The following is a 25,506-nucleotide window of genomic DNA, read 5'->3' as shown; positions in this document are numbered from 1 at the left end:
CGGCGGTGGTGGTCCGCGAGGGCGCCGGTGGTGCGCAACTGGTGGCCTTCGTGGTCGGTGACGACGACGGGCACCTGGCCGGCCGCCTGCAGGCCGAACTGGCCCGGCGCCTGCCGGCGCACATGGTGCCCACTGCGCTGCGCAGCCTGGCACGCCTGCCCTTGATGCCCAACGGCAAGGTCGACCGCCGCGCGCTGGCTGCCGAGACCGTGGCTGGCCAGTCCTACCAGGCGCCGCAGACTGAGCTGCAACGCCTTCTCGCCGGTGTCTGGGAGGAGGCGCTCGGGGTCGAGCGGGTAGGGCTGCAGGACAACTTCTTCGCCCTGGGCGGGCACTCGCTGCTGGCCACACGCTTGCGTGCGCGGTTGCAGGAGCAGATGGGCATCGAACTGCCGCTGCGGTTGTTCTTCGAGGGCGAAACCTTGGAGCGCTTCGCCGCCAAGGTCGCCGAGCTGCAACAGGCCCCAGGCAACGACCTGGACGCCCTGGAAAACCTGTTCGCCGAAGTGGAGGCACCATGACTGTCGCGGACCGTTCCCTCGCCCTGGCCCGGCGCTTCGCCGAGCTGGACCCGGCCGCACGCCGCGCCCTGGGCGAAAAGCTCAAGGCCCAGGGCATGAGCCTGGAAAGCCTGCCGATCCCGCCGCGCGCGGACGCCCAGGCACCCGTGGTTGCCTCCTATGCCCAGCGCCGCCTGTGGACCCTGTGGCAGCTCGACCGCAGCTCTGCAGCCTACAACCAGGCGGGTGTCCTGCGCCTGGACGGCGCGCTGGATGTCACTGCCTTGCAAGCAGCCCTGGATGCCCTGGTGGCGCGCCACGAAATCCTGCGCACCCGTTTTGCCGAAACGGACGGCCAGCTGACCCAGGTGGTGAGCGCCGCCGCAGGCGTTGCCCTGGCTCAGCGCGACGTCAGCGCCAGCGCCGACCCTGAAGCGGCCTTGAAAGCCGCCTTGCAGGTTGCCGCCGGCCAGGCCTTCGACCTTCACCAGGGGCCACTGCTGCACGTCACGCTGGTGCGCCTGGGCGAGCAGCGCCACGGCCTGCTGCTGGCCATGCACCACATCATCTCTGACGGCTGGTCGATGCAGATCCTGCTCGACGAGCTTGCCCAAGGCTACGCCGCTCAGTTGCAGGGCCAAACGCCGCAGTTGCCGGCGCTGGCCGTGCAGTACGCCGATTACGCCCTGTGGCAGCGCAACTGGCTGGAAGCCGGTGAGGGCGAGCGGCAGTTGGCCTACTGGCGTGCCACGCTGGGTGAGCGCCCGCCGATCCTCGAGTTGCCCGCCGACCGCGCGCGCCCGGCTGAAATCAGCCAGCGTGGCGCGAGCCTGGGCTTTGAGGTGCCCCAGGCGCTGAGCGCACAGCTCAAGGCCTTGGCCGCTTCCAGCGGCACCAGCCTGTTCATGGTGCTGCTGGCGGCCTTCAAGGCGGTACTGCACCGCTATACCGGCCAGCAGGAACTGCTGGTCGGCGTACCGGTGGCCAACCGCCAACGTGCGGAAGTCCAGGGGTTGATCGGCTTCTTCGTCAACACTCAGGTGCTGCGCAGCACGCCCCACGCGCGCCTGCCGTTTCGCACGCTGCTGGACAACGTCCGCCAGGCGGCGGCCGCCGCCCAGGATTGCCAGGACCTGCCCTTCGAAGCGTTGGTGGATGCCCTGGGCGTGGAGCGCAGCCTGAGCCGCAACCCGCTGTTCCAGGTGATGTTCAACCACGAGCAGCGCGGCGAAGCTACCCTTGCCGGTCTGCCTGGGTTGAACGCCTGGCTTGAGGTGGCCACCCCCGAAGTGGCCAAGTTCGACCTCAGCCTGGACACCGAGGAAATGGCCGGCGGCCTGCTGCGCGGCGCCTTCACCTACGCCACCGACCTGTTCGACGCGGCGCGCATCGAGCGCCTGCGCGGGCACTTCTTGCGCCTGCTGTCCGATTGCGCCGCGCGCCCCGATACCGCCTTGGGCGACCTGGCCATGCTCGACAGCCACGAGCAGCGCCAGGTGGTCGAAGACTTCAACGCTACCGCCGTCGACTACCGCCAGCCCCAGTCCCTGCAGGTGCTCATCGAACGTCAGGCGGCCGCCACGCCACAGGCCACGGCACTGATCGCCGACGGCGTCGAACTCAGCTACGCCGAGCTCAACGCCCAGGCCAACCGCCTTGCCCATTACCTGCGCAGCCGTGGGGTGGGGCCTGAGCAGTTGGTGGGGATCTTCGCCGAGCGTTCGCAGGCAATGGTTGTGGCCCTGCTGGCCGTGCTCAAGGCCGGCGCTGCCTACGTACCGCTGGACCCGGACCAGCCCGACCAGCGCCTGGCCTTCATGTTCGAGGACAGCGGTGCGAGCCTGTTGCTCACCCAGCAGCACCTGCTGGCACGCCTGCCAGCCGGGGATCGCGAAGTACTGTGCCTGGACGGCGACGCCGCGCGCTTTGCCGACAGCCCCGACAGTAACCCGAGCCTGCTCAGCCAGCCCGACCAGCTCGCCTACTGCATCTATACCTCCGGCACCACCGGCCGGCCGAAGGGCGCGGGCAACAGCCACGCCGCCCTGTGCAACCGCCTGCAGTGGATGCAGGCCACGTTCGCCCTCGATGCTCGCGACCGGGTGCTGCAGAAGACGCCGTTCGGTTTCGACGTCTCGGTATGGGAGTTCTTCTGGCCGTTGATGACTGGCGCCACCCTGGTGATGGCGCCGCCCGGTGCCCACCGCGACCCCGCCGAGCTCAAGGCGCTGATCGCAGGCCATCGCATCAGCGTGCTGCACTTCGTGCCGTCGATGCTGCAAGCCTACATGGCCAGCGAATCCCTCGCCGGCTGCCCCAACCTGCGCCTGGTGATGTGCAGCGGCGAGGCACTGCCGCTGGATCTGCAACAGCGCTTCCTGGCCCAGAGCGACGCCGGCCTGCATAACCTCTACGGCCCGACCGAAGCGGCCATCGACGTCAGCCACTGGGCCTGCCACGACGCCCCGGGCCTGGGCAGCGTGCCGATCGGCCGGCCCATCGCCAACCTGCGCCTGTACGTGCTCGACGGTCAGTTGCAGCCCGTGGCCAGCGGCTTGCCAGGCGAGTTGTACATCGGTGGCGTGGGCCTGGCTCGCGGCTACCTGGGCCGCCCAAGCCTGACCGCCGAACGCTTCGTTGCCGACCCGTTCGGCCACGGCGGGCGGTTGTACCGCACCGGTGACCTGGCGCGCTGGCGCGACGACGGCGCCGTGGAGTACCTGGGGCGTATCGACCACCAGGTGAAGATCCGCGGCCTGCGCATCGAGCTGGGCGAAATCGAGGCTCGCCTGCTCGAGCATCCGGCCGTCAGCGAGGCGGTGGTGGTGGTCAGCGAGGCCACTGCTGGCGGCAAACAACTGCTGGGCTACGTGGTGGCCGACGCCGCTGACGGTCTTGCCGATGCCTTGCGCTTGCGCCTGGGCGAAGCGCTGCCCGACTACATGGTGCCGGCGCAGGTCATCGTGTTGGCGCAGATGCCGCTGAGTGCCAACGGCAAGCTCGACCGCAAGGCCCTGCCGCAACCGGTGCTGGTCGAGCGAGCCTATGACGCCCCGCAGGGCGAAGTGGAGCAGGCCCTGGCCAGCATCTGGAGCGAAGTGCTGGGTATCGACCCGGTGGGCGCCCTGGACAACTTCTTCGAGCTCGGCGGCGATTCGATCATCGCTATCCAGGTGGCTAGCCGCGCACGCCAGGCTGGCTGGCAGTTCGGTCCCCGCGAGCTGTTCCGTCACCAGACCTTGCGCCAGCTGGCCCAGGTAGTGACGCCCTTGGCAGAGCAGGGTGCAGGTGTGGCGCGTGCCGAGCGCGGGGCTATTGCCCTGACGCCGTTCCAGCAGCGCTTCTTCGCAACGCCGATGGCGCAGCGTGGGCACTGGAACCAGGCCCTGCTGCTGGCCCTCGAGGTGCCACTGGCTGCCACGCAGCTGGCGCATGCGCTGAACGCCGTGGTTGCCCACCACGACGCCTTCAGCCTGCACTTCACCGAGGGTGAGCAAGGCTGGCAGGCCGCCTACGAGGAAGCCGAGGCGGTCGAGCTGTGGGTACGCGAGGCCGAGGACGAGCAGGCCATGCTGACCATTGCCGACCAGGCCCAGCGAAGCCTCGAACTGACCACCGGCCCGCTGCTGCGCGCGGTGCTGATCGACGTGCGCGGCGCCGGCCAGCGACTGCTGCTGGTGGCGCACCACTTGGTGGTGGACGGTGTGTCGTGGCGCATCGTGCTGGAGGATCTGCAACAGCTGCTGGCCAACCCGGCCGCCAGCCTGCCACGGCGCAGCCATGCCTTCGGCGACTGGACGCGCTTTCTGGGCCAGCGCGCCCAGGCTGCCGAGACGTTGGCGCAACTGCCCTGGTGGCTGGCGCAACTGGGCGAAGCCCCGGCCGACTTCCCCGGTATCCGCCATGACGGCCCTGCGCCGGCGGGCGAAGCCATCACGCTGCCGATGCAACTGGACGAGCCACTGACGCGCCAGCTGCTTCGCGATGCCCCGGGCGCCTACCGCACCCAGGTCAACGACCTGCTGCTGTGCGCCCTGGCGCGGGCCTGGCGGCGCTGGAGCGCGCAGGACGAGCTGCTGGTGGAGCTGGAAAGCCACGGCCGCGAAGAGCACCTGGCCGGTCTCGACCTGAGCCGCACCGTAGGCTGGTTCACCGCGACCTATCCGGTACGCCTGGCCGCCGGCGACGACCTTGGCCACACCCTCAAGACCCTCAAGGAGCAGTTGCGCCAGGTTCCGGACAACGGCCTGGGCTTCGGCCTCCTGCAACAGCTGGCTCCGGCCGAAGTGCGCGCGCAACTGGCGGCGCGGCCGCAGCCACGCGTCACCTTCAACTACCTGGGGCAGTTCGATGCCAGCTTCGGCGCCGGCATGCGCCGGGCCGACCAGTCCTGCGGCGACAGCCAGGACCCTGGCGCGCCGCTGGGTAACTGGCTGTCCATCGACGGCGGCGTCAACGACGGCCGCCTGCAAATGGGCTTCACCTTCAGCCCGCAACAGCTCGATGCCCAGGGCCTGACGCAACTGGTGGCGCTGTTCGAGGACGAATTGCAGGCGCTGGTCGCCCACTGCCTGGCCCCCGGTGCCGGCGGTGCCACGCCGTCGGACTTCCCCCTGGCCGGCCTCGACCAGGCGCAGCTCGACGCCCTGGAGCTGCCGATCGACCAGGTGCAGGACCTCTACCCATTGTCGCCGATGCAACAGGGCATGCTGTTCCACAGCCTGTATCAACCTGGCGACGGCAGCTACATCAACCAGGTGCGCATGGATGCCGAAGGCCTGGACACGGCGCGCCTGCGCGCGGCCTGGCAGGCCGCGCTGGACAGCCATGCTGCGCTGCGCACCGTCTTTGTCGGTACCGCGGCGGGTCAAACGCTGCAAGCCGTGCTGCGCCATGTCGAGCTGGCCTGGCACGAAACCAGTGGTGGCGACCTGGAAGCCCTGGCTGTCGCCGAGCGACGCCCCTTCGACCTGCAGCATCCCCCGCTGATGCGCCTGCTGCTGGTCGCCACCGGCGCCGGCCGCCATCACCTGGTGTGGACCTGCCACCACCTGTTGCTGGACGGCTGGAGCCAGGCGCAGCTGTTCGCCGAAGTGATGCAGCGTTACGCAGGCCAGGCGCTGCCGACACCGCTGGGCCAGTACCGCGACTACATCGCCTGGTTGGCCGAACGCGACGCGGATGCCAGCGAGCAGTTCTGGCGCGGCCAACTGGCGCCGCTGCAGGCGCCGACCGCCCTGGCCGGTGCCGTGGCGCTGGAGCAGCCGGGTAGCGGCACCGCCGAGCACCGCTCGACCTTGCCGGCCACTGCCAGCGAGCGCCTGCGGCAGTTCGCCCGCCAGCACAAGGTGACCTTGAGCAGCCTGATGCAGGCCGCCTGGCTGCTGCTGTTGCAGCGCTACACCGGGCAGGACTGCGTGGCCTTTGGCGCCACCGTCGCCGGGCGCCCGGCGCAGTTGCCGGGCATCGAGCAGCAATTGGGCCTATTCATCAACACCCTGCCGGTCGTGGCCAGCCCCGTGGCGCAGCTCACCGTCGGCCAGTGGCTGGAGCAGGTGCAAGCCCTGGGCGTGGCGGTGCGCGAGCACGAGCACAGCGCGCTGTACGATATCCAGCGGTGGGCCGGTCAGGCCGGGCAGGGGTTGTTCGACCAGGTCCTGGTATTCGAGAACTACCCGCTGGACACTGCCATGCTGGGCGGCCAGGGCGACGGACCACGGTTCGCCAATCTGGTCAGCCGTGAGCAGGGTAACTATCCGCTGATGCTGCTGGTCAACCAGGGCGAGGCATTGAGCTTCTGCTACAGCTATGACCGCGCGCGCTTCGACGCGCCGGCCATCGAGCGGCTGAACGGGCACCTGCAGCAATTGCTGGGGGCGTTGTGCGAAAGCGCCGAGCGACAGCTGGGCCAACTGCCGCTGCTGACCGCTGCCGAGCGCTCCAAGGTGCTGGCAGCCGGCGCGGCGAGCAGCCACGGCATCGGCGCCTTCGACCTGGTCGAGCGGTTCGAGCAGCAGGCTGCCCGTGTGCCTGAAGCCATTGCCGTGCGTCAGGGCGAAATGGCGTTGAGTTACGCCGAGCTGAACCGCCGCGCCAACCAGCTGGCCCACCGCCTGCAGGCTGCCGGCGTAGGCCCGGATGTGCGCGTAGGTGTTTGCCTGGAACGTACCCCGCAACTGCTGGTGGCGTTGCTGGCGGTGCTCAAGGCCGGTGGCGCCTATGTGCCGCTGGACCCCGAGTTCCCGGCCGAACGTCTGCGTCACATGCTCGACGACAGCCGCGCGCCGCTGCTGCTGAGCCAACGCTCACTGCAACCGGCGCTGCAGGCGCTGGGCGCCGCAGCCGAGTGCTGGTGGCTGGATCAACTGGCCGAAGATGGCCGTGACAGCAACCCGCCATTGCAGGCCCGGGGCGACCACCTGGCCTACGTGATCTACACCTCCGGTTCCACCGGCAAGCCCAAGGGCGTGGCCGTGCGCCGCGCGGGCGTGGGCAACTTCCTGGCCAGCATGGCGCAGGCCCCGGGCCTGGCCGCCGATGGGCGCATGCTGGCGCTGACGTCGCTGTCGTTCGACATTGCCGTGCTGGAGCTGTACCTGCCCCTGACACTCGGCGCCAGCGTGGTGCTGGTGGACCGTGACACGGCGCGCGACCCGGAGCGCCTGTGGGCGCAGATCGAACAGCAGCAGGTCACCGCGATCCAGGCCACGCCCTCGACCTGGCGCATGCTGGCCGACCACCCACGCCTGCCGGCGCTGGCCGGGCGCCAGGTGCTGTGTGGCGGTGAAGCGCTGCCGACGGACCTTGCCGAGCGTCTGATCGCCGTGGCGGGCGGCCTGTGGAACCTCTATGGCCCGACCGAAACTTCGGTGTGGTCGGCCCGCTGCCACCTGCAAGGGCAGCAGCCGGTGATGCTGGGCGAAGCCCTGGCCCACACGGCGTTGCATGTGCTGGATGACGACCTCGAACCGTTGCCGTTGGGTGTGGCGGGCGAGCTGTACATCGGCGGCGAAGGCCTGGCCCGTGGTTACCACGACCGCCCAGGCCTGACCGCCGAGCGATTCGTGGCCGACCCGTTCGGCAGCGGTCAGCGCCTGTACCGTACCGGCGACCTGGTGCGCCGCCGCGCCGATGGCGCACTGGAATACCTGGGTCGCATCGACCAGCAGGTGAAGATCCGCGGTTTCCGTATCGAGCTGGGGGAAATCGAAGCCTGCCTGCTGGCCGCGCCGGGTGTGCGCGAAGCCGCCGTGGTGGCGCGCCATGGGCAACTGGTGGGCTACGTGGTGGCCGACGACGAGGCGCTGCTGGCGCCCCTGCGCGAGCGCCTGCAGGCGCAGCTGCCGGACTACATGGTGCCGGCGCGGCTGATGTGCCTGGAGCGCATGCCGCTGACGCCGAACCGCAAGCTCGACCGCAAGGCACTGCCTGAACCGGAGCTGCAGGTGCGCGAGCACGTGGCGCCGCAGGGCGATGTGGAGTGCACCCTGGCCGCGATCTGGCAACAGGTGCTGAACCTGCCGCAGGTAGGTGCCGAGGACAACTTCTTCGAGCTGGGCGGTGACTCCATCGTCTCGGTGCAAGTGGTTGCCCGCGCCCGTGAAGCGGGCCTGGCACTGACCCCGCGTGATCTTTTCGAGCAGCAGACTATCCGCCGCCTGGCCAAGGTGGCCGGGCAATTGACCGCCGCCGGTACGGCCGTGGTCAGCAACGGTCTGGAGCAGCTGTGCGCCGCCGACCGGGCGCGGTTGCCGATGGCCCGCGAAGACCTGGAAGACGCCTACCCCTTGTCGCCGATGCAGCAGGGCATGCTGTTCCATGGCCTGAGCGGCGCCGGTGAGGGCGTATACATCAACCAGCTGGCCTTCGACCTGGACGATGTCGAGCCGCAGCAGCTGCGCGCGGGCTGGCAGCAACTGATCGAGCGCCACCCCATCCTGCGCAGCGGTTTCGCCTGGGAAGGCCTGACGCAGCCGCTGCAACTGGTCTATCGCCAGGTGCCCCAGCGGTGGGAAGAGCATGACTGGCGCGGCCACGATTGCAGCCCCGAGGCACTGGAAGCCTTCGCCAGCCAGCAGCGGGCCCTGCCATTCGACTTGGCCGAGCCGGCCCTGCAACGGGTGGCGCTGCTGCGCCTGGCCAACGGTCGCCATCGGCTGGTGTGGACCTACCACCACCTGCTGCTGGACGGCTGGAGCAGCGCGCGGTTGATCGAGCAATGGCTGGGTCACTACGTGGGCGAAACCCCGCAAGCACCGGCTGGCCGCTATGGCGACTACATCGCCTGGCTGCAGCGTCAGGACTCGCAACGCGGCGAAACCTTCTGGAAAGCCCGCACCGCGCAGCTCGATGCACCGACCCTGCTGGCCGGCAACGCATCGGTACCTGCGGGCAGCACCGGCTACCACAGCCTGGACGTGCAGCTGGACGCGGCGCTGACCGAGGCCCTGACAAACTTTGCCCGCAACCAGCGGGTCACCCTCAACACCCTGGTCCAGGCCGCCTGGCTGCTGTTGCTGCAACGCCACAGCGGGCAACGCGTAGTCTGCTGCGGCGCCACCCTGTCGGGGCGCCCGGCGGAACTGGCCGGCAGCGGCGACATGCTGGGGCTGTTCATCAATACCCTGCCGTTGATCGCAGAGCCGGTGGCGCACAACTCGCTGGGCGACTGGCTGCAGAGCTTGCAGAACGAAACCTTGGCATTGCAAGAGCTCGCCCATGTGCCGCTCTACGACGTGCAGCGCTGGGCCGGTACTGCCGGGCAATCGCTGTTCGACACCTTGCTGGTGTTCGAGAACTACCCGGTGGATGCGGCCCTGCGCAGCCAGGCCATACAGCGCCTGGGCATCACTGGCGTCAGCCAGCGCGAGTCCACTCACTACCCGCTGACCTTGACCGTCAACCCGGGTGAGCGCTTGCAACTGAACCTGGCGGCACGCGCCGAGGCGTTCAGCCACGCCACGCTGACGCAATTGGCCGAGCACCTGGGCGAGCTGCTGCGCAGCATCCCGGGGGATCCACAGCGGCGCCTGGGCGAATTGGCCATGTTGTCGGCAGAGGCCCGCAGCCATGCCCTGGCCCGTAGCGTGCAACAGCCGGTGCTGGGTGCCGGGCTGACGCTGCCAGCACTGTTCGCTGACCAAGTGCGCCGTGCCGGCGCGCCGTGCGCGGTGAGCGATGGGCTGGCAAGCCTTGACTATGCCAGCCTGGATCAAGCCTCCACACGCCTGGCCCGGCACTTGCTGGCCCACGGTGTGAGTGCCGACAGCCTGGTGGCGGTGTGCCTGGAGCGCGATGTGCAGCTGCTGGTGACCCTGCTTGCCGTGCTCAAGGCTGGCGCCGCCTACGTGCCACTGGACCCGGAGTTCCCGGCCCAGCGCCTGCGTCACATGCTTGACGACAGTGGCGCACAGCTGCTGCTCACCCACAGCGCATTGCTCCCTCAACTGCCAGAGGCGGCCGCCGGCCAGCAACGCTGGTGCCTCGATCAGCTGGCACTGGCTGGCGACGAGTCGACAGCGTTGCCGAGCATCGACCCCGAGCAACTGGCTTATGTGATCTACACCTCCGGCTCCACCGGCCTGCCCAAGGGTGTGGCGGTGCGCCACGGCGCGCTGGCCAACTTCCTGCTGAGCATGGCCGAGGCGCCAGGGCTGGCCAGCGGCGAAAAGATGCTGGCGCTGACCTCGCTGTCGTTCGACATCGCCGCGCTGGAGCTGTACTTACCGCTGCTGCAAGGCGCCAGCGTGGTCATGGCTGACCGTACCATGGCGCGCGACGCCGGCCGGCTGCTGGACTTCATCAAAGCCCAGGGCGTGGGCTGCGTGCAGGCGACGCCGTCGAACTGGCGCATGCTCGCCGAACACCCGCGCTTCGCCAGCCTGCAAGGGCTGCGCGCCTTGTGCGGCGGCGAGGCACTGGCCGGTGACCTGGCGGCGCGGCTGCAAGGCGTGGTGGGGGAGTTGTGGAACCTCTACGGCCCCACCGAGACCACCATCTGGTCGGCGCGCATGCGTCTGGGGCAGCAGGCAGCGCAGGTGTTGCTCGGCGAAGCCATCGCCGGCACCTCGCTGCATGTGTTGGACGACAGCCTGGAGCCGGCCGCCGACGGCGTGGCCGGCGAGCTGTACATCGGCGGTGCGGGCCTGGCCCGTGGTTACCACCGCCGTCCGGGGTTGACCGCCGAACGCTTCGTCGCCGACCCGTTCGGTACCGCGGGCGGGCGTTTGTACCGCACCGGTGACCTGGTGCGCTGGCGCGGCAAAGCGCTGGAGTACATCGGGCGTATCGACCAGCAGGTGAAGATCCGCGGCCACCGTATCGAGCTGGGCGAGATCGAGGCCTGCCTGCGTCGCTGCGCCGGTGTGCGCGAGGCGGCGGTGGTGGCGCGCCCGGGCCCGGCCGGTACGGTGCTGGTGGGCTATGCAGAGGCGGACGATGCGCCGCAGCTGGCGGCACAGCTCAAGCAGGCGCTGCAGGCGGCGCTGCCGGACTACATGGTGCCGTCCCAGGTGCTGGTGCTGGCGCAGATGCCGCTGACCCCCAACGGCAAGCTCGACCGCAAGGCCCTGCCTGCCCCCGACTGGCAGGCCCGTCAGCACGTGGAGCCGGCCACCGCGCTGGAGCGCCAGCTGGCGGCGATCTGGTGCGAAGTCCTGGGGCTGGAGCGGGTGGGCAGCACCGACGACTTCTTTGAACTGGGCGGCCACTCGCTGCTGCTCACCCGGCTGGTGTCGAGGGTGCGCGAGGTGCTGGGCGTGGACCTGGCGATGCACGAGTTCTTCGATCACCCCAGCGTCGGCGCCCTTGCCGCACGGCTGGAGAGCGCGCCGCCGGCCGCTGACGATTTGCTGGAAGTGGATTTCATGAACGATTTGCTGGAAGAACTGGAGCAGGCTGAATGAGTAGTGTCCTCGAACCCAAGGTAGCGGCGCAGGACCGCGAGTTGCTGGCCATCGGCGCTCGCCTGTCGCAACTGCCGCAGGACAAGCAGCAACTGTTCCTGGCCAAGCTGGTGGCCGCCGGTGTCAACGTGCGCCGGCTGCCGGTGCCGAGCCTGCCCCGCGATGGCGCCCTGGCGCTGTCGGCGGCGCAGAGCCGGCAGTGGTTCATCTGGAAGCTCGATCCCCAGGCAGCGACCTACAACCTGCACCGCGCCGTGCAACTGAACGGGCCAGTAGACCCCGAGGCGGTGGCCGCCTCGCTGCGCGCCATCGTCGCCCGTCACGAGAACCTGCGCAGCCGTTTCCACGAGGTGGAAGGCCAGCCGCAGTTGCTGATCGAGCCCGAGGCCGAGCTGGATTTGGCCTATGAAGATTTGACCGCGTTGCCGGCGCCCGAGCGCGAGGCCCGTGCCGAGCAACTGGGCATGGCCTGCGCCATCACCCCGTACGACCTGGCGGCGGGCCCCTTGCTGCGGGTGACCTTGCTGCGCCTGGGCGCCGAGCACTACCGCTTGCTGCTGGGCGTGCACCATATCGTCGCCGATGGGTGGTCGATGAACCTGCTGGTGGATGAGTTCACCCGCGGCTACAACGCCCATTGCCGTGGCACTGGCAGCGAACTGCCGGTGCTGACCGCACAATACGCCGATTGCGCCGCCTGGCAGCGCAAGCTGCTGTCGGCCGGGGAGGGCGAGCGCCAGTTGGAATACTGGCTGCAGCGCCTGGGTGGCGAGGCGCCGACCCTGGAACTGCCCGCCGATCACCAACGCCCGGCGCGCCCCAGCGGGCAGGGCGCGGTGCTCTGCTTCGACCTGCCCGAGGCGTTGGCCGGGGCGCTGCGCAAGGTCGCCCAGGCCCATGGCGCGACACTGTTCATGCTGTTGCTGGCGGCGTTCAAGGTACAGCTGTACCGCTACACCGGGCAGCCCGACCTGCGCGTCGGCGTGCCGGTGGCCGGGCGTGGCAACGGCGAAAGCCAACGCCTGATCGGCTTCTTCGTCAACACCTTGGTGATGCGTACCGAACTCGATGGCCGCGACAGCTTCGACAGTGTGCTGGCCCGGGTGCGCCAGGGCGCGTTGGCCGACCAGGCCCACCAGGACCTGCCGTTCGAACAGCTGGTCGAGGCCCTGGCGCCGACCCGCAGCCTGAGCCACAACCCGCTGTTCCAGGTGATCTACAACCACCAGTGGCATGACACCGATGCCCTGCAGGCCCTCGATGGCGTGGCCATGGAGTCGCTGGCACCGCTGATGCGCGCGGTGGATTGCGACCTGGCCCTGGACACCGCCGAGGATTCCGCCGGCCGGCTGCGTTGCGAGATCAGCTACGCCACCGACCTGTTCAGCGCCGCCAGCATCGAGCGCTGGCGCCGGCATTTCGAGGCCTTGCTGGCGCAGATCGCCGAGCAACCCCAAGCCCGGGTGTGTGACTTCGAACTGCACGAACCAGAGGCCTGGGCGCAGTTGCAGGCGTGGAACGCCCTGCCCGAAGTCACGGCCCATGAGCCGCTGGTCCACGAACTGATCGCCGGTTGGGCCCAGCGCACACCCGACGCACCGGCGGTGCGCTGTGGCGAGCAGGTACTGAGCTTCGCCGAGCTGGATCGCCGTGCCAACCAGCTGGCCCAGCAGCTGTGCGCCCAGGGCGTCGGCCCGGAGCTGCGCGTGGGCGTGGGCCTGCCGCGCTCGCCACAGCTACTGGTGGCGCTGCTGGCGGTGTTCAAGACCGGCGCCGCCTACGTGCCCCTGGACCTTGACTACCCCCAGGAGCGCCTGGCCTATCAGATTCGCGACGCGGGCCTGGCCTGGCTGATCAGTGACAGCCGCGATCCGCGCCGAGCAGCGTTGCCCGAAGGTGTACAGCGGCTCGACCTCGACCTGCTCGACCTGGACGCGCTGCCGGCCGAAGCACCGGCCGTGGCGCCGCACCCAGGCAACCTGGCCTACCTGATCTACACCTCCGGCTCCACCGGCCTGCCCAAGGGCGTGGCCGTGGCCCATGGCCCGCTGGCCATGCACTGCCGCACCATCGGCGTGCGCTACGAGATGACCCCCGCCGACCGCGAGCTGCACTTCATGTCGTTCGCCTTCGACGGTGCCCACGAGCGCTGGCTGACCGCCCTGACCCATGGCGCCAGCCTGGTGCTGCGCGATGACAGCTTGTGGACCCCGGAACAGACCTACCAGGCCATGGGCCGCTTCGGCGTGACAGTGGCGGCGTTCCCGCCGGCCTACCTGCAACAGATTGCCGAGCACGCCGAAGGCCGCGACGATGTGCCGGCGGTGCGCGTGTACTGCTTCGGTGGCGACGCCGTGCCCCATGCCAGCTTCGAGCAGGTGCGCCAGGTGCTGCGTCCGGCCTGGATCATCAACGGCTATGGCCCCACCGAAACCGTGGTCACGCCGATGATCTGGAAGGCCGGCCCCGCCGACCACTGCCAGGCCGGCTACGCGCCCATCGGCGACCGCGTCGGCGCACGTAGCGTGTGGGTGCTTGATGGCGACCTGAACCCGGTGCCCACCGGCGTGTGCGGTGAGCTCTACCTGGGGGGCGAAGGCCTGGCCCGGGGCTATTTCCAGCGCCCGGGACTGACCGCCGAGCGCTTCATCGCCGACCCGTTCGGCACCCCGGGCGGGCGGCTGTATCGCACCGGCGACCTGGTGTGCCAGCGTGCCGACGGCATCATCGACTACCTGGGCCGCGCGGATCACCAGATCAAGGTGCGTGGTTTTCGCATCGAGCCAGGCGAGATTGAGGCGCGCCTGCGCGCCGATGCGCGGGTGCGCGAAGCGCTGGTGGTGGCCCGCGAGTCCGTGGGCGGCAAGCAACTGGTGGCCTACGTGGCCGCCGACGACCCGCAGCTGGGCAGCGAACTGCGCCAGCTGCTGCGCGAGCAACTGCCCGACTACATGGTGCCAGCGCGGGTGATGGTGCTGGCCCAGCTGCCACGCAATGCCAATGGCAAGCTGGACCGCAACCAACTGCCGGAGCCGGTATGGCAGCGCGACAACAACGGCTACCAGGCCCCCGAGGGTGAGCACGAGCAACTGCTGGCCCAGGTCTGGGGCGAGGTCCTGGGGTTGCAGCAGGTCGGTGCGCTGGACCACTTCTTCGAGCTGGGCGGCCATTCGCTGCTGGCGGTGCAGGTGGTGGCGCGGGTGAAGAAGCGCCTGGGCATCGACATGCCGGTGCGCCAGCTGTTCGACACCCCGTGCCTGCGTGACCTGGCGCTGGCCATGCTGGCTGCAGGCACCCAGGCCCGTGCCCCGGCGTTGCAGGCCGTGGCCCACGAAGGCGGTGTGCCGCTGTCGTTCAACCAGCAGCGGCTGTGGTTCCTCTGGCAATTGGCCCCGGAGAGCGCGGCCTACAACATCAGCGGCGGCCTGCGCCTGCGTGGCCCGCTTGCGCTGGCTGCAGTGCGTGCGGCGTTCGAGCAGCTGCAGGCGCGCCACGCGGCGTTGCGCACGGTGTTCATCGACGATGGCGAGCAGGTGCGCCAGCAGGTGCTCGCCAACCCTGCGCTGGCGCTGCAGGAGGTGAACCTTGAGCATTTGCCGACCGATGCCCGCGAAGCACGGCTGATGGATTACCTGGCCGAGGAGGGCGCTGCGCCCTTCGATCTGGCCTGTGGCCCGCTCATGCGCATTCAGGTGCTGCGACTGGGCAGCGAAGAGCATGTGCTGGTGCTGACCCTGCACCACATCATCGCCGACGGCGCTTCGGTCAAGCTGCTGCTGGACGAGTTCGCCGCCTGCTATCAGGCCGCCCAAGAAGGTCGAGACGCGGTACTCCCGGCGCTGACCGTGCAGTACACCGACTTCGCGGTCTGGCAGCGTCAGTGGCTGGCCAGCGGCGAATGCGAGCGTCAGTTGGCCTACTGGCGCGCCCATCTGGGCCACGAGCACCCGCTGCTGGAGCTGCCGCTGGACCATCCGCGCCCGGCGCAGCAGAGCCTGCGCGGCGACAGTGTCGGATTTGCCGTGGCACCGGCCCTGGCGCAACAGCTGCAGCAATTGGCGCAGGCACGCGGCAGTTCGCTTTCGATGCTGCTGCTGGCGGCCTTCGGCACCTTGCTGATGCGCTACAGCGGCCAGTGCGACCTGCGCATCGGCCTGCCCATTGGCGGGCGCCAGCAGCAGGAGACCGAGCACCTGGTGGGCTTCTTCGTCAACACCCAGGTGCTGCGCTTGCAGGTGGACGGCGAGGGCTCGTTCAATCAGTTGCTGGCCCAGGCCCGCGAGCATGTGCTCGATGCCCAGGCCAATCAGGACCTGCCTTTCGAGCAACTGGTGGAGGCCCTGCAACCGCAGCGTAGCCTCAGTCACAACCCGCTGTTCCAGGTATTGTTCAACCACGACCGCAGTATCGGGCTGGACAGCCTGGCGCTCCCTGGCCTTGGCGTCGAGCCGCTGCACAGCGCCCGGCGCAGCACCCAGTTCGACCTGGTCCTCGACACCCGCGAGCACGCCGACGGCCAGCTGTCGGGTAGCTTCGGCTATGCCACCGACCTGTTCGAGCAGGCCACCATCGAGCGCCTGGCCGGGCACTTCCAGCACTTGCTGGCGGCCATCGCCCAGAACCCGGACGAGGCCCTGGAGCGCCTGGCGCTGCTGGCCGAAGGCGAGCGCGAGCAGTTGCTGCACGGCTGGAACGCCACTGCCCGCGATTACGCCGACCGGCCGATGCTGCCCGAGCTGATCCGCCAGCAGGCCGAACGCACGCCACTGGCCTGCGCCTTGGTCGATGGCGAACGCCGCTTCAGCTACGCCGAGCTGGAAGCCCGCAGCAACCGCCTGGCCCACTGGCTGCGCAGCCAAGGAGTGGGCTGCGATGTGCGAGTCGGGGTGTTCGCCGAGCGTTCGGCGGTACTGGCTATCGCCCTGCTGGCCATCGTCAAGGCCGGCGGCGCGTACTTGCCGCTGGACCCAGACTACCCGGCCGAGCGCCTGACCTTCATGCTCGAAGACAGCCAGGTGCCGCTGTTGCTGACCCAGCACGCGCTGTTGAGCCGCCTGCCGGCCAGCGAGGCGAAGGTGTGGTGCCTGGACCGCGACTGGGCAGAGGTCGATGCCCAGCCTGATCACCCACCGGTCATCGACTACCGGCCGCACAGCCTGGCCTATTGCATCTACACCTCCGGTTCCACCGGCCGCCCGAAGGGCGTGGGCAACCATCACGCCGGCCTGCTCAACCGTCTGCAATGGATGCAGGACGCCTACGCGCTGGGCGGCGACGACCGTGTGCTGCAGAAAACCCCATTCAGCTTCGACGTGTCGGTGTGGGAGTTCTTCTGGCCCTGGTTCACCGGCGCCACCCTGGTGATGGCTGCCCCCGGCGCCCACCGCGACCCGGCTCAGCTGCGCCAGGTGATCGTCGAGCAGGGCATCACCACGTTGCACTTCGTGCCGTCGATGCTGCAGGCGTTCATCGCTGCCGGCGAGCTGGCGGCCTGCACCAGCCTGCGCCAGGTGATGTGCAGCGGCGAAGCGTTGCCCCATGAATTGCAGCAGCAATTCCAGCAGCACCATGGCGGCGCGCTGCACAACCTGTACGGGCCCACGGAAGCGGCCATCGATGTCAGCTACTGGCATTGCCTGGATGAGCCGGGCCGGCACAGCGTGCCGATCGGTCGACCGATCGCCAATACCCAGCTGATGATTCTGGACGCCCAGTTGCAGCCGGTGCCGGTTGGGGTGGCGGGCGAACTGTACATCGCCGGCCACAACCTGGCCCGCGGCTACCTGCGGCGCGCCGGGCTGACCGCCGAGCGCTTCGTCGCCAACCCGTTCGGCGCACCGGGCGAGCGCATGTACCGCACGGGTGACCTGGCGCGCTGGCGTGCGGACGGCGTGATCGATTACGTCGGTCGCATCGACCATCAGGTCAAACTGCGCGGCCTGCGCATCGAACTGGGCGAGATCGAGGCGCGTCTGTTGGAGCAGCCGGGGGTGCGCGAGGCAGTCGTGCTGGCCTGGCAGCAGGCCGGTGGTGCGCAGTTGGTGGCCTATCTCACCAGCGATGCGCCGCAGGCCGAGCCACAGGGCCTGCTGGATGCGGTGCGCGAAGGCGTGCGCGAGCACCTGCCGGACTATATGGTGCCGGCGCTGCTGGTATACCTGGAGGCGATGCCGCTGAGCCCCAACGGCAAGCTGGACCGCAAGGCATTGCCGGCCCCGCAATGGCAGGCGCGTCAGTTCAGTGCCCCACAGGGCGAACGCGAAACGGCCCTGGCGGGCATCTGGCAGGCTTTGCTGGGTGTGGAGCGGGTGGGGCGTGACGACGACTTCTTCGAGATCGGCGGGCATTCGCTGCTGGCCGTGCGCGTGGTATCGAAGGTGCGTGAAGTGTTCGGCGTGGAGCTGGCCCTGCGTGCAGTGTTCGACTCCCCGACGGTGGCCGGCCTGGCCCAGGTCCTGGCGCGCAGCCGCGGTCAGGTGGCCGGTGGGCCGCAACGCCGTGAGCGCACGGCACAGCCGGCGCTGTCGTTTGCCCAGCAGCGCATGTGGTTCCTCTGGCAGCTGGACCCACAGAGCGATGCCTACAACATGCCGGTGGCCCTGGAGCTGGACGGCGAACTGGACCGCACGGCCCTGGAGCGCGCCTTCAACGGCTTGCTGGCGCGCCATGAGGCCTTGCGTACCTGCTTCCCAAGCGAGGGCGGCGAGGTGTATCAGCACGTATTGCCGGCGGGCGACTTCCAGCTGCCGTACAGCGACCTGCGCGGCGCCGCCGAGCCGGCCAGCCAGGCCCAGGCATTGCGCGCAGCCCAGGCCCAGGCACCGTTCGACCTGGTGCACGGCCCGGTGCTGCGTGGCCGCTTGCTGCGTTTGGACCGCCAGCGCCACCACCTGCTGCTGACCCTGCACCACATGGTCGGCGATGGCTGGTCGATGGACATTCTGGTACGCGAACTGGGCCAGCTCTACGCGGCCGAGTGCAGCGGCCAGCCGGCCAACCTGGCAGCGTTGCCGATCCAGTATGTTGACTATGCCTTGTGGCAGCGCGACTGGCTGGCGGGCGGAGAAGGCAAACGCCAGCTGGAATACTGGCACTCGCAGTTGGCAGATGCCCCACGCATCCTCGAACTGCCCGCCGACCACCCGCGCCCGGCACAGCAGAGCTACCGCGGCGCCAGCGTCAGCCAGACACTTGCGGCCGGCCTTGCCTCGCGCGTGCAGCAGCAGGCCCAGGCGCAGCAGGTGACGCCGTTCATGTTGCTGCTGGCGGCCTTCAATGTGCTGCTGCAGCGCCATTCCCGCCAGGACGACCTGTGCGTCGGTGTGCCGGTGGCCAACCGCACGCGCGCCGAGTGCGAGGGGTTGATCGGCCTGTTCGTCAATACCCAGGTGCTGCGCACCCGCATCGACACGACGCAGCCGTTCAGTGCGCTGCTGCAGCAGGTGCGCGATACCGTGCTGGCGGCCCAGGCCCATCAGGATCTGCCCTTCGAGCAACTGGTCGAGGCGCTGCAACCGGAGCGAAGCCTCAGCCACAACCCGCTGTTCCAGGTGCTGTTCAGCCTGCAACGCCACGACGTGGCACTGCGCGACCAGCTGGCCGGGCTGCGCATGAGCAGCCTGGATCAGGAGCGACGCACCGCCCAGGTGGACCTGGGGTTGTTCGTCGACCAGCAGGGGGAGGGGGCGTTCACCTTCACCTTCAACTATGCGAGTGATTTGTTCGAGCGGGCCAGCGTTGAACGCCTGGCCGGACACTTCCTGCACCTGCTGGAAGCCTTGCTGGAGCAGCCGGGCTTGCCGCTCGCGCAGGTGTCTTCGCTGACCGGTGCCGAGCGCCAGGCGCTATTGGCGGCGGGTGCTGCCAGCAGCCACGGCATCGGCGCCTTCGACCTGGTCGAGCGGTTCGAGCAGCAGGCTGCCCGTGTGCCTGAAGCCATTGCCGTGCGTCAGGGCGAAATGGCGTTGAGTTACGCCGAGCTGAACCGCCGCGCCAACCAGCTGGCCCACCGCCTGCAGGCTGCCGGCGTAGGCCCGGATGTGCGCGTAGGTGTTTGCCTGGAACGTACCCCGCAACTGCTGGTGGCGTTGCTGGCGGTGCTCAAGGCCGGTGGCGCCTATGTGCCGCTGGACCCCGAGTTCCCGGCCGAACGTCTGCGTCACATGCGCGACGACAGCCGCGCGCCGCTGCTGCTGAGCCAACGCTCACTGCAACCGGCGCTGCAGGCGCTGGGCGCCGCAGCCGAGTGCTGGTGGCTGGATCAAATGGCCGAAGATGGCCGTGACAGCAACCCGTCGCTGCAGGCCCGGGGCGACCACCTGGCCTACGTGATCTACACCTCCGGTTCCACCGGCAAGCCCAAGGGCGTGGCCGTGCGCCGCGCGGGCGTGGGCAACTTCCTGGCCAGCATGGCGCAGGCCCCGGGCCTGGCCGCCGATGGGCGCATGCTGGCGCTGACGTCGCTGTCGTTCGACATTGCCGTGCTGGAGCTGTACCTGCCCCTGACACTCGGCGCCAGCGTGGTGCTGGTGGACCGTGACACGGCGCGCGACCCGGAGCGCCTGTGGGCGCAGATCGAACAGCAGCAGGTCACCGCGATCCAGGCCACGCCCTCGACCTGGCGCATGCTGGCCGACCACCCACGCCTGCCGGCGCTGGCCGGGCGCCAGGTGCTGTGTGGCGGTGAAGCGCTGCCGACGGACCTTGCCGAGCGTCTGATCGCCGTGGCGGGCGGCCTGTGGAACCTCTATGGCCCGACCGAAACTTCGGTGTGGTCGGCCCGCTGCCACCTGCAAGGGCAGCAGCCGGTGATGCTGGGCGAAGCCCTGGCCCACACGGCGTTGCATGTGCTGGATGACGACCTCGAACCGTTGCCGTTGGGTGTGGCGGGCGAGCTGTACATCGGCGGCGAAGGCCTGGCCCGTGGTTACCACGACCGCCCAGGCCTGACCGCCGAGCGATTCGTGGCCGACCCGTTCGGCAGCGGTCAGCGCCTGTACCGTACCGGCGACCTGGTGCGCCGCCGCGCCGATGGCGCACTGGAATACCTGGGTCGCATCGACCAGCAGGTGAAGATCCGCGGTTTCCGTATCGAACTGGGGGAAATCGAAGCCTGCCTGCTGGCCGCACCGGGTGTGCGCGAAGCCGCCGTGGTGGCGCGCCAGGGGCAACTGGTGGGCTACGTGGTGGCCGACGACGAGGCGCTGCTGGCGCCCCTGCGCGAGCGGCTGCAGGCGCAACTGCCAGACTACATGGTGCCGGCGCGGCTGATGCGCCTGGAGCGCATGCCGCTGACGCCGAACCGCAAGCTCGACCGCAAGGCACTGCCTGAGCCGGAGCTGCAGGTGCGCGCGCACGTGGCGCCGCAGGGCGATGTGGAGTGCACCCTGGCCGCGATCTGGCAACAGGTGCTGAACCTGCCGCAGGTAGGTGCCGAGGACAACTTCTTCGAGCTGGGCGGCGACTCCATCGTCTCGGTGCAAGTGGTTGCCCGCGCCCGTGAAGTGGGCCTGGCACTGACCCCGCGCGACCTGTTCATGCACCAGAGCGTGCGCGCCCTGGCCGCCCAGGCGCAGCCGCTGGAGCACGCCACCGCGTTGTCCGTGACCCGCCTGGACCTCACCAGCCTGAGCGAAACCGAACGCGCGGCACTGCCGGCCTCGCTGGACACTGTGGAAGACATCATGCCGTTGTCACCGATGCAACAAGGCATGCTGTTCCACGCGCTGGACAGTGGCACCGACCTGTACGTCAACCAGTTGGATGTAGTGATCGACGGCCTGGACGCCGCGCGCTTCATCGCCGCCTGGAACGAGGTCAGCGGGTGCCACGACAGCCTGCGTGCCAGCTTCGTCTGGCAAGGCTTCGCCGATGCCATGCAGGTGATCCACCGCAGCGTCAGCCTGCCGGTGGAGCAGCTTGACTGGCAAGGCCGCACGCCCACCACCGAACAGGCCGAGGCGGTCGCTCGCGAGCAGCGCGAACGTGGCTTCGACCTGGCCCAGGCGCCATTGCAGCGGTTGCTGTTCGTGCAACTGGGCCCGCGTCGTTACCGGCTGGTGTGGACCTACCACCACTTGCTGCTGGACGGCTGGAGCTTGTCGTTGCTGATCGGCCAGGTGCTGCGTCGCTACCTGGGCCAGCCACTACCGGCCCCAGGCCGCTATCGCGACTACCTTGACTGGCTGCAGACCCGCGATCCGCTGGTCAGCGAGCGATTCTGGCGTGAGCGCCTGCAAGCGCTGGAAGAACCCACCTTCCTCGCCCAGGCATTGGCCGGTGAGCGTGGCGAGTCAGGCCACCAGGCGATCTACAGCCACCTGGATTCGGTGCGCAGCGAGCGCCTGAAACAGTTCGCCCGCAGCCAGCGTGTCACCCTCAACACCTTGGTGCAGGCGGCCTGGTTGCTGTTGCTGCAGCGCTACACCGGGCAGCGCTGCGTGGCCTTCGGTGCCACCGTGTCGGGCCGCCCGGCAGAGCTGCCGGGGGCCCAGGACACCCTGGGGCTGTTCATCAACACCGTGCCGATCGTCCAGGCGCCACGCCCCGAGCAGCAGTTGGGCGACTGGCTGCAGGAACTGCAGGCCTACAACCTGACAGCCCGGGAGCACGAGCACACGCCTCTGAGCCAAGTGCAGCGCTGGGCCGGCCGCGGCGGACAGGCGCTGTTCGACAGCATCGTGGTGTTCGAGAACCAGCCGGTAGACAGCCTGCTCAGCGAGTGGGACGACGGTGAGTTGCAGTTCGAAACCGTGCGCGGCCATGGCGTGACCAACTACGCCATGGACCTCATGGTCACCCTCGGTGACACCTTGGAAATCGAGTACATGTTCCTGCGCCAGCACTTCAACCTGGCCGAGGTAGAGGGCATACGGCGCCATCTGGAACAGTTGCTCGAAGGCTTCTGCGAGGGCGCCGACCGCCCGTTGGGCGCATTGGCCATGCTCGATGAGGACGAACTGCAGGCGCGGGCCGAGGCCAATCGCCTGCCGGCCCGACGCAACCTGCCGAGGGTGACCCAGGGCATCGCCGAATGGGCACGCCGCAGCCCTGACTGGGACGCCGTGCTGTGCGGCGAGCAGCGCCTGAGCTTCGCCGCGCTGGAGGCCAGGGCCAACCGCCTGGCGCACTGGCTGCGCGCACAAGGGGCGGGGCCGGAAACAGTGGTGGGCGTGGCGCTGCCGCGCTCTACCGACTGGCCGGTTGCGCTGCTGGCGGTGCTCAAGTGCGGCGCTGCCTATCTGCCGCTGGACACGCGTCACCCGGTGGAGCGCCTTGCGTTCATCATGCGCGATTCGGGCATGCACCTGCTGCTGACCCATTCCAGCCTGAAGGAGCAGTTGCCGGCACTGGCCGACGTGCCCCGCGCCGACCTCGACAGCCTGCTGCTGGATGACCTGCCGGCCACGGCCCCTGACGTAGCACTGCATGCCGACAGCCTGGCCTACCTGATCTATACCTCCGGCTCCACCGGCCAGCCCAAGGCCGTGGCCGTGGCTCACGGCCCGCTGGCCATGCACTGCGAGGCGATCGGCGAGCGCTACGGCATGAGCCCGTCGGACCGCGAGCTGCACTTCATGTCGTTTGCCTTCGACGGCGCCCATGAGCGCTGGCTGGTGCCGCTGCTGTTCGGCGGCAGCGTACTGGTGCGCGACGACGAGCTGTGGACCCCGGAACAGACCCTGGCCGCCATGGCCCGCCACGGCGTCACCGTGGCAGCGTTCCCACCGGCCTACCTGCAGGCCCTGGCCAGCCAGGCCGAGGCCGACGGCACGGCGCCACCGGTGCGGGTCTACTGCTTCGGTGGCGACGCGGTGCCGGATGCAGCCTTCGAGCGTGCCCGCGCAGCCTTGCGCCCGCGGGCGATCATCAATGGCTATGGCCCGACCGAAACGGTGATCACGCCGCTGCTGTGGAAGGCCGAGGGCGATACCGTCTGCGGCGCCGCCTACGCTCCCATCGGCGAGCGCGTCGGTGCGCGCACCTTGCACGTGCTGGATGTCGAGCTCAACCCGGTGCCCGAAGGGGTGGCGGGCGAGCTCTACATCGGCGGTGAAGGCCTGGCCCGCGGTTACCATGGCCGCCCTGGCCTGACGGCCGAGCGCTTCGTCGCCGACCCGTTCAGCACGGGCGGGCGGCTGTATCGCACCGGCGACCTGGTACGTCGCCGCGCCGATGGCACGTTCGACTACCTCGGCCGCCTCGACCACCAGGTCAAGGTACGCGGCTTCCGCATCGAGCTGGGTGAGATCGAAGCACGCCTGCGCGAGCAACCGGACGTGCACAGTGCGGTGGTGGTGGCCCGCGACAGCCAGGGTGGCAAGCAACTGGTGGCCTATGTGGCTGCCGAGGCCAGCGAAACGCTGGGCGAATCGCTACGCCAGCGCCTGCGTGCGTGCTTGCCCGACTACATGGTGCCGGCCCACGTGGTGGTGCTGGAGGCACTGCCGCTGAACGCCAACGGCAAGGTCGACCGGCTCGCCCTGCCGGCGCCAGTGATCGGCCAGGACAGCACCTTCGTCGCCCCGCGCACCGAAGAGGAGCACGTGCTGGCCGGTATCTGGCAAGCGGTGCTGGGTGTCGAGCGGGTCGGGGTCGAGGACAACTTCTTCGAGCTGGGCGGCGACTCGATCCTCAGCCTGCAAGTGGTGTCGAGGGTGCGTAACCACCCAGGGTTGCAGCGGGAAATCCGCTTGCGCGACCTGATGCGCCGGCCGACGATCGCCCAGTTGCTCGAGGCCGAGCAAGTTGCGGTCGCGCCGGTGGCCGAGGTGGTATTGCCCGAGGGTGAACTGTTCAACCTGCTGCCGATCCAGCAATGGCTGTTCGAGGTGCCGATGCCGGAGCGCGGACACTTCAACCAGGCGCTGCTGCTGGACGTGCTGCAACCGCTACAAGAGGACGCGCTGCAACTGGCCGTGCAGCAACTGCTGGTGCGCCACGAGGCACTGCGCCTGCGCTTCGTCGAAGGCGCAAGCGGTTGGTCGCAGCGCTACGCCAGCCTCGAGGAGGCTGCCCAGGTGCCGGTGTTGTGGCAGGAACAACTGGCCGACAGCGCCGCGATGGAGGCTGCTATCCAGCGCGCCCAGCGCAGCCTTGACCTGACCCAGGGGCCGCTGTTGCGGGTGTTGCATGCACGCCTGGCCGAAGGCGGCGAGCGGCTGCTGCTGGTGGTGCACCACCTCGCAGTGGATGGGGTGTCGTGGCAGGTACTGGTCGAAGACCTGCTGGCGGCTTACCAGGCCGCCAGCAGCGGCCAGTCGGCCCAGCTGCCAACGCCGTCCAGTCGCTACCGCGATTGGGCCCAACGCCTGCAACAGCTGGCGCGCAGCCCAGAGGGCGAAGCCGAGCTGGGCTATTGGCAGCAGCAACTGGGCGGCGATGTGCCGGCCGAGCTGCCCGTGGACAACCCGCGCGGGCGCAACCTGGTGGGCACGCGGACCGAGGCGCACATGCACCTGGACGCCGAAGCGACCCAGCGCTTGCTCAAGGCCGCGCCAGCGGCCCTGCAGGTGCAGATCAACGACTTGCTGCTGACGGCGCTGTCGCGGGCAGTGTGCCGCTGGAGCCAGGCCGGTTCCATGCTGGTGCAGCTTGAGGGGCATGGCCGCGAAGACCTGTACGACGAACTGGACTTGAGCCGCACCGTGGGCTGGTTCACCAGCCTGTTCCCGTTGCACCTGCAGCCGGGCAGCGGCACGCCGGGCGAGTCGTTGCGGGCAGTGCGCGAGCAACTGGCGCGGGTGCCGGGGCGCGGCCTGGGCTATGGCGTGCTGCGCTACCTGGGCCGCACCGAGGTGCGCGAAGCCCTGGCAGGCCTTGCGCAGCCGCGTATTACCTTCAACTACCTGGGGCAACTGGACCAGAGGGCCGACGGGCAGGCGTTGTTCGGTGCCGCCCCCGAAAGCCTGGGCGACTTCCACAGCCCGCTGGCACCGCTGGCCAACTGGCTGGAAATCATCGGCCAGGTCGAGCACGGCCAGTTGAACATGCGCTGCATCTACAGCTGCAAGCGCTACCGCCCGGAAACCGTGCAAGGCCTGATGGATGCCTTCCAGGCCCAGTTGCACGAACTGATCAACCTGTGCGAGCGGCCGGCATGA

At 69.2% G+C, this 25,506-nt stretch carries 3 protein-coding genes (1 of these 3 cut by a window edge); all 3 read left to right on the top strand.

All coding sequences use genetic code 11. The annotated features are described in order from the left end of the window. Tightly spaced (each overlapping or abutting the next), the 3 genes in view from KU43P_RS17530 to KU43P_RS17520 form a layout consistent with a single transcriptional unit that may run on beyond the window. Positions 1–521 carry the 3' end of a non-ribosomal peptide synthetase gene (locus tag KU43P_RS17530; protein WP_317658693.1) on the top strand. 2,521 nt of this gene lie to the left of the window's left edge, so 521 of the gene's 3,042 nt are visible here — the last part of the coding sequence; its start codon lies beyond the left edge, outside the window; its stop codon occupies positions 519–521. Then, positions 518–11,404, top strand: a complete 10,887-nt coding sequence (locus KU43P_RS17525) for a non-ribosomal peptide synthetase (RefSeq protein WP_317658692.1) — start codon at positions 518–520, stop codon at positions 11,402–11,404. The genes KU43P_RS17530 and KU43P_RS17525 overlap by 4 nt, the downstream gene beginning before the upstream one ends. Next, the gene (locus KU43P_RS17520) at positions 11,401–25,506 is read left to right on the top strand and encodes a non-ribosomal peptide synthase/polyketide synthase (protein WP_317658691.1); all 14,106 of its coding nucleotides are present in this window, start codon (positions 11,401–11,403) and stop codon (positions 25,504–25,506) included. Before KU43P_RS17525 ends, KU43P_RS17520 begins: the two co-directional genes overlap by 4 nt.

This window comes from Pseudomonas sp. KU43P (assembly GCF_033095865.1).
GTDB lineage: Bacteria > Pseudomonadota > Gammaproteobacteria > Pseudomonadales > Pseudomonadaceae > Aquipseudomonas.
The sequence above is the reverse complement of the archived record's forward strand: the minus strand, read 5'-3'. Positions and strand labels throughout refer to the sequence as shown.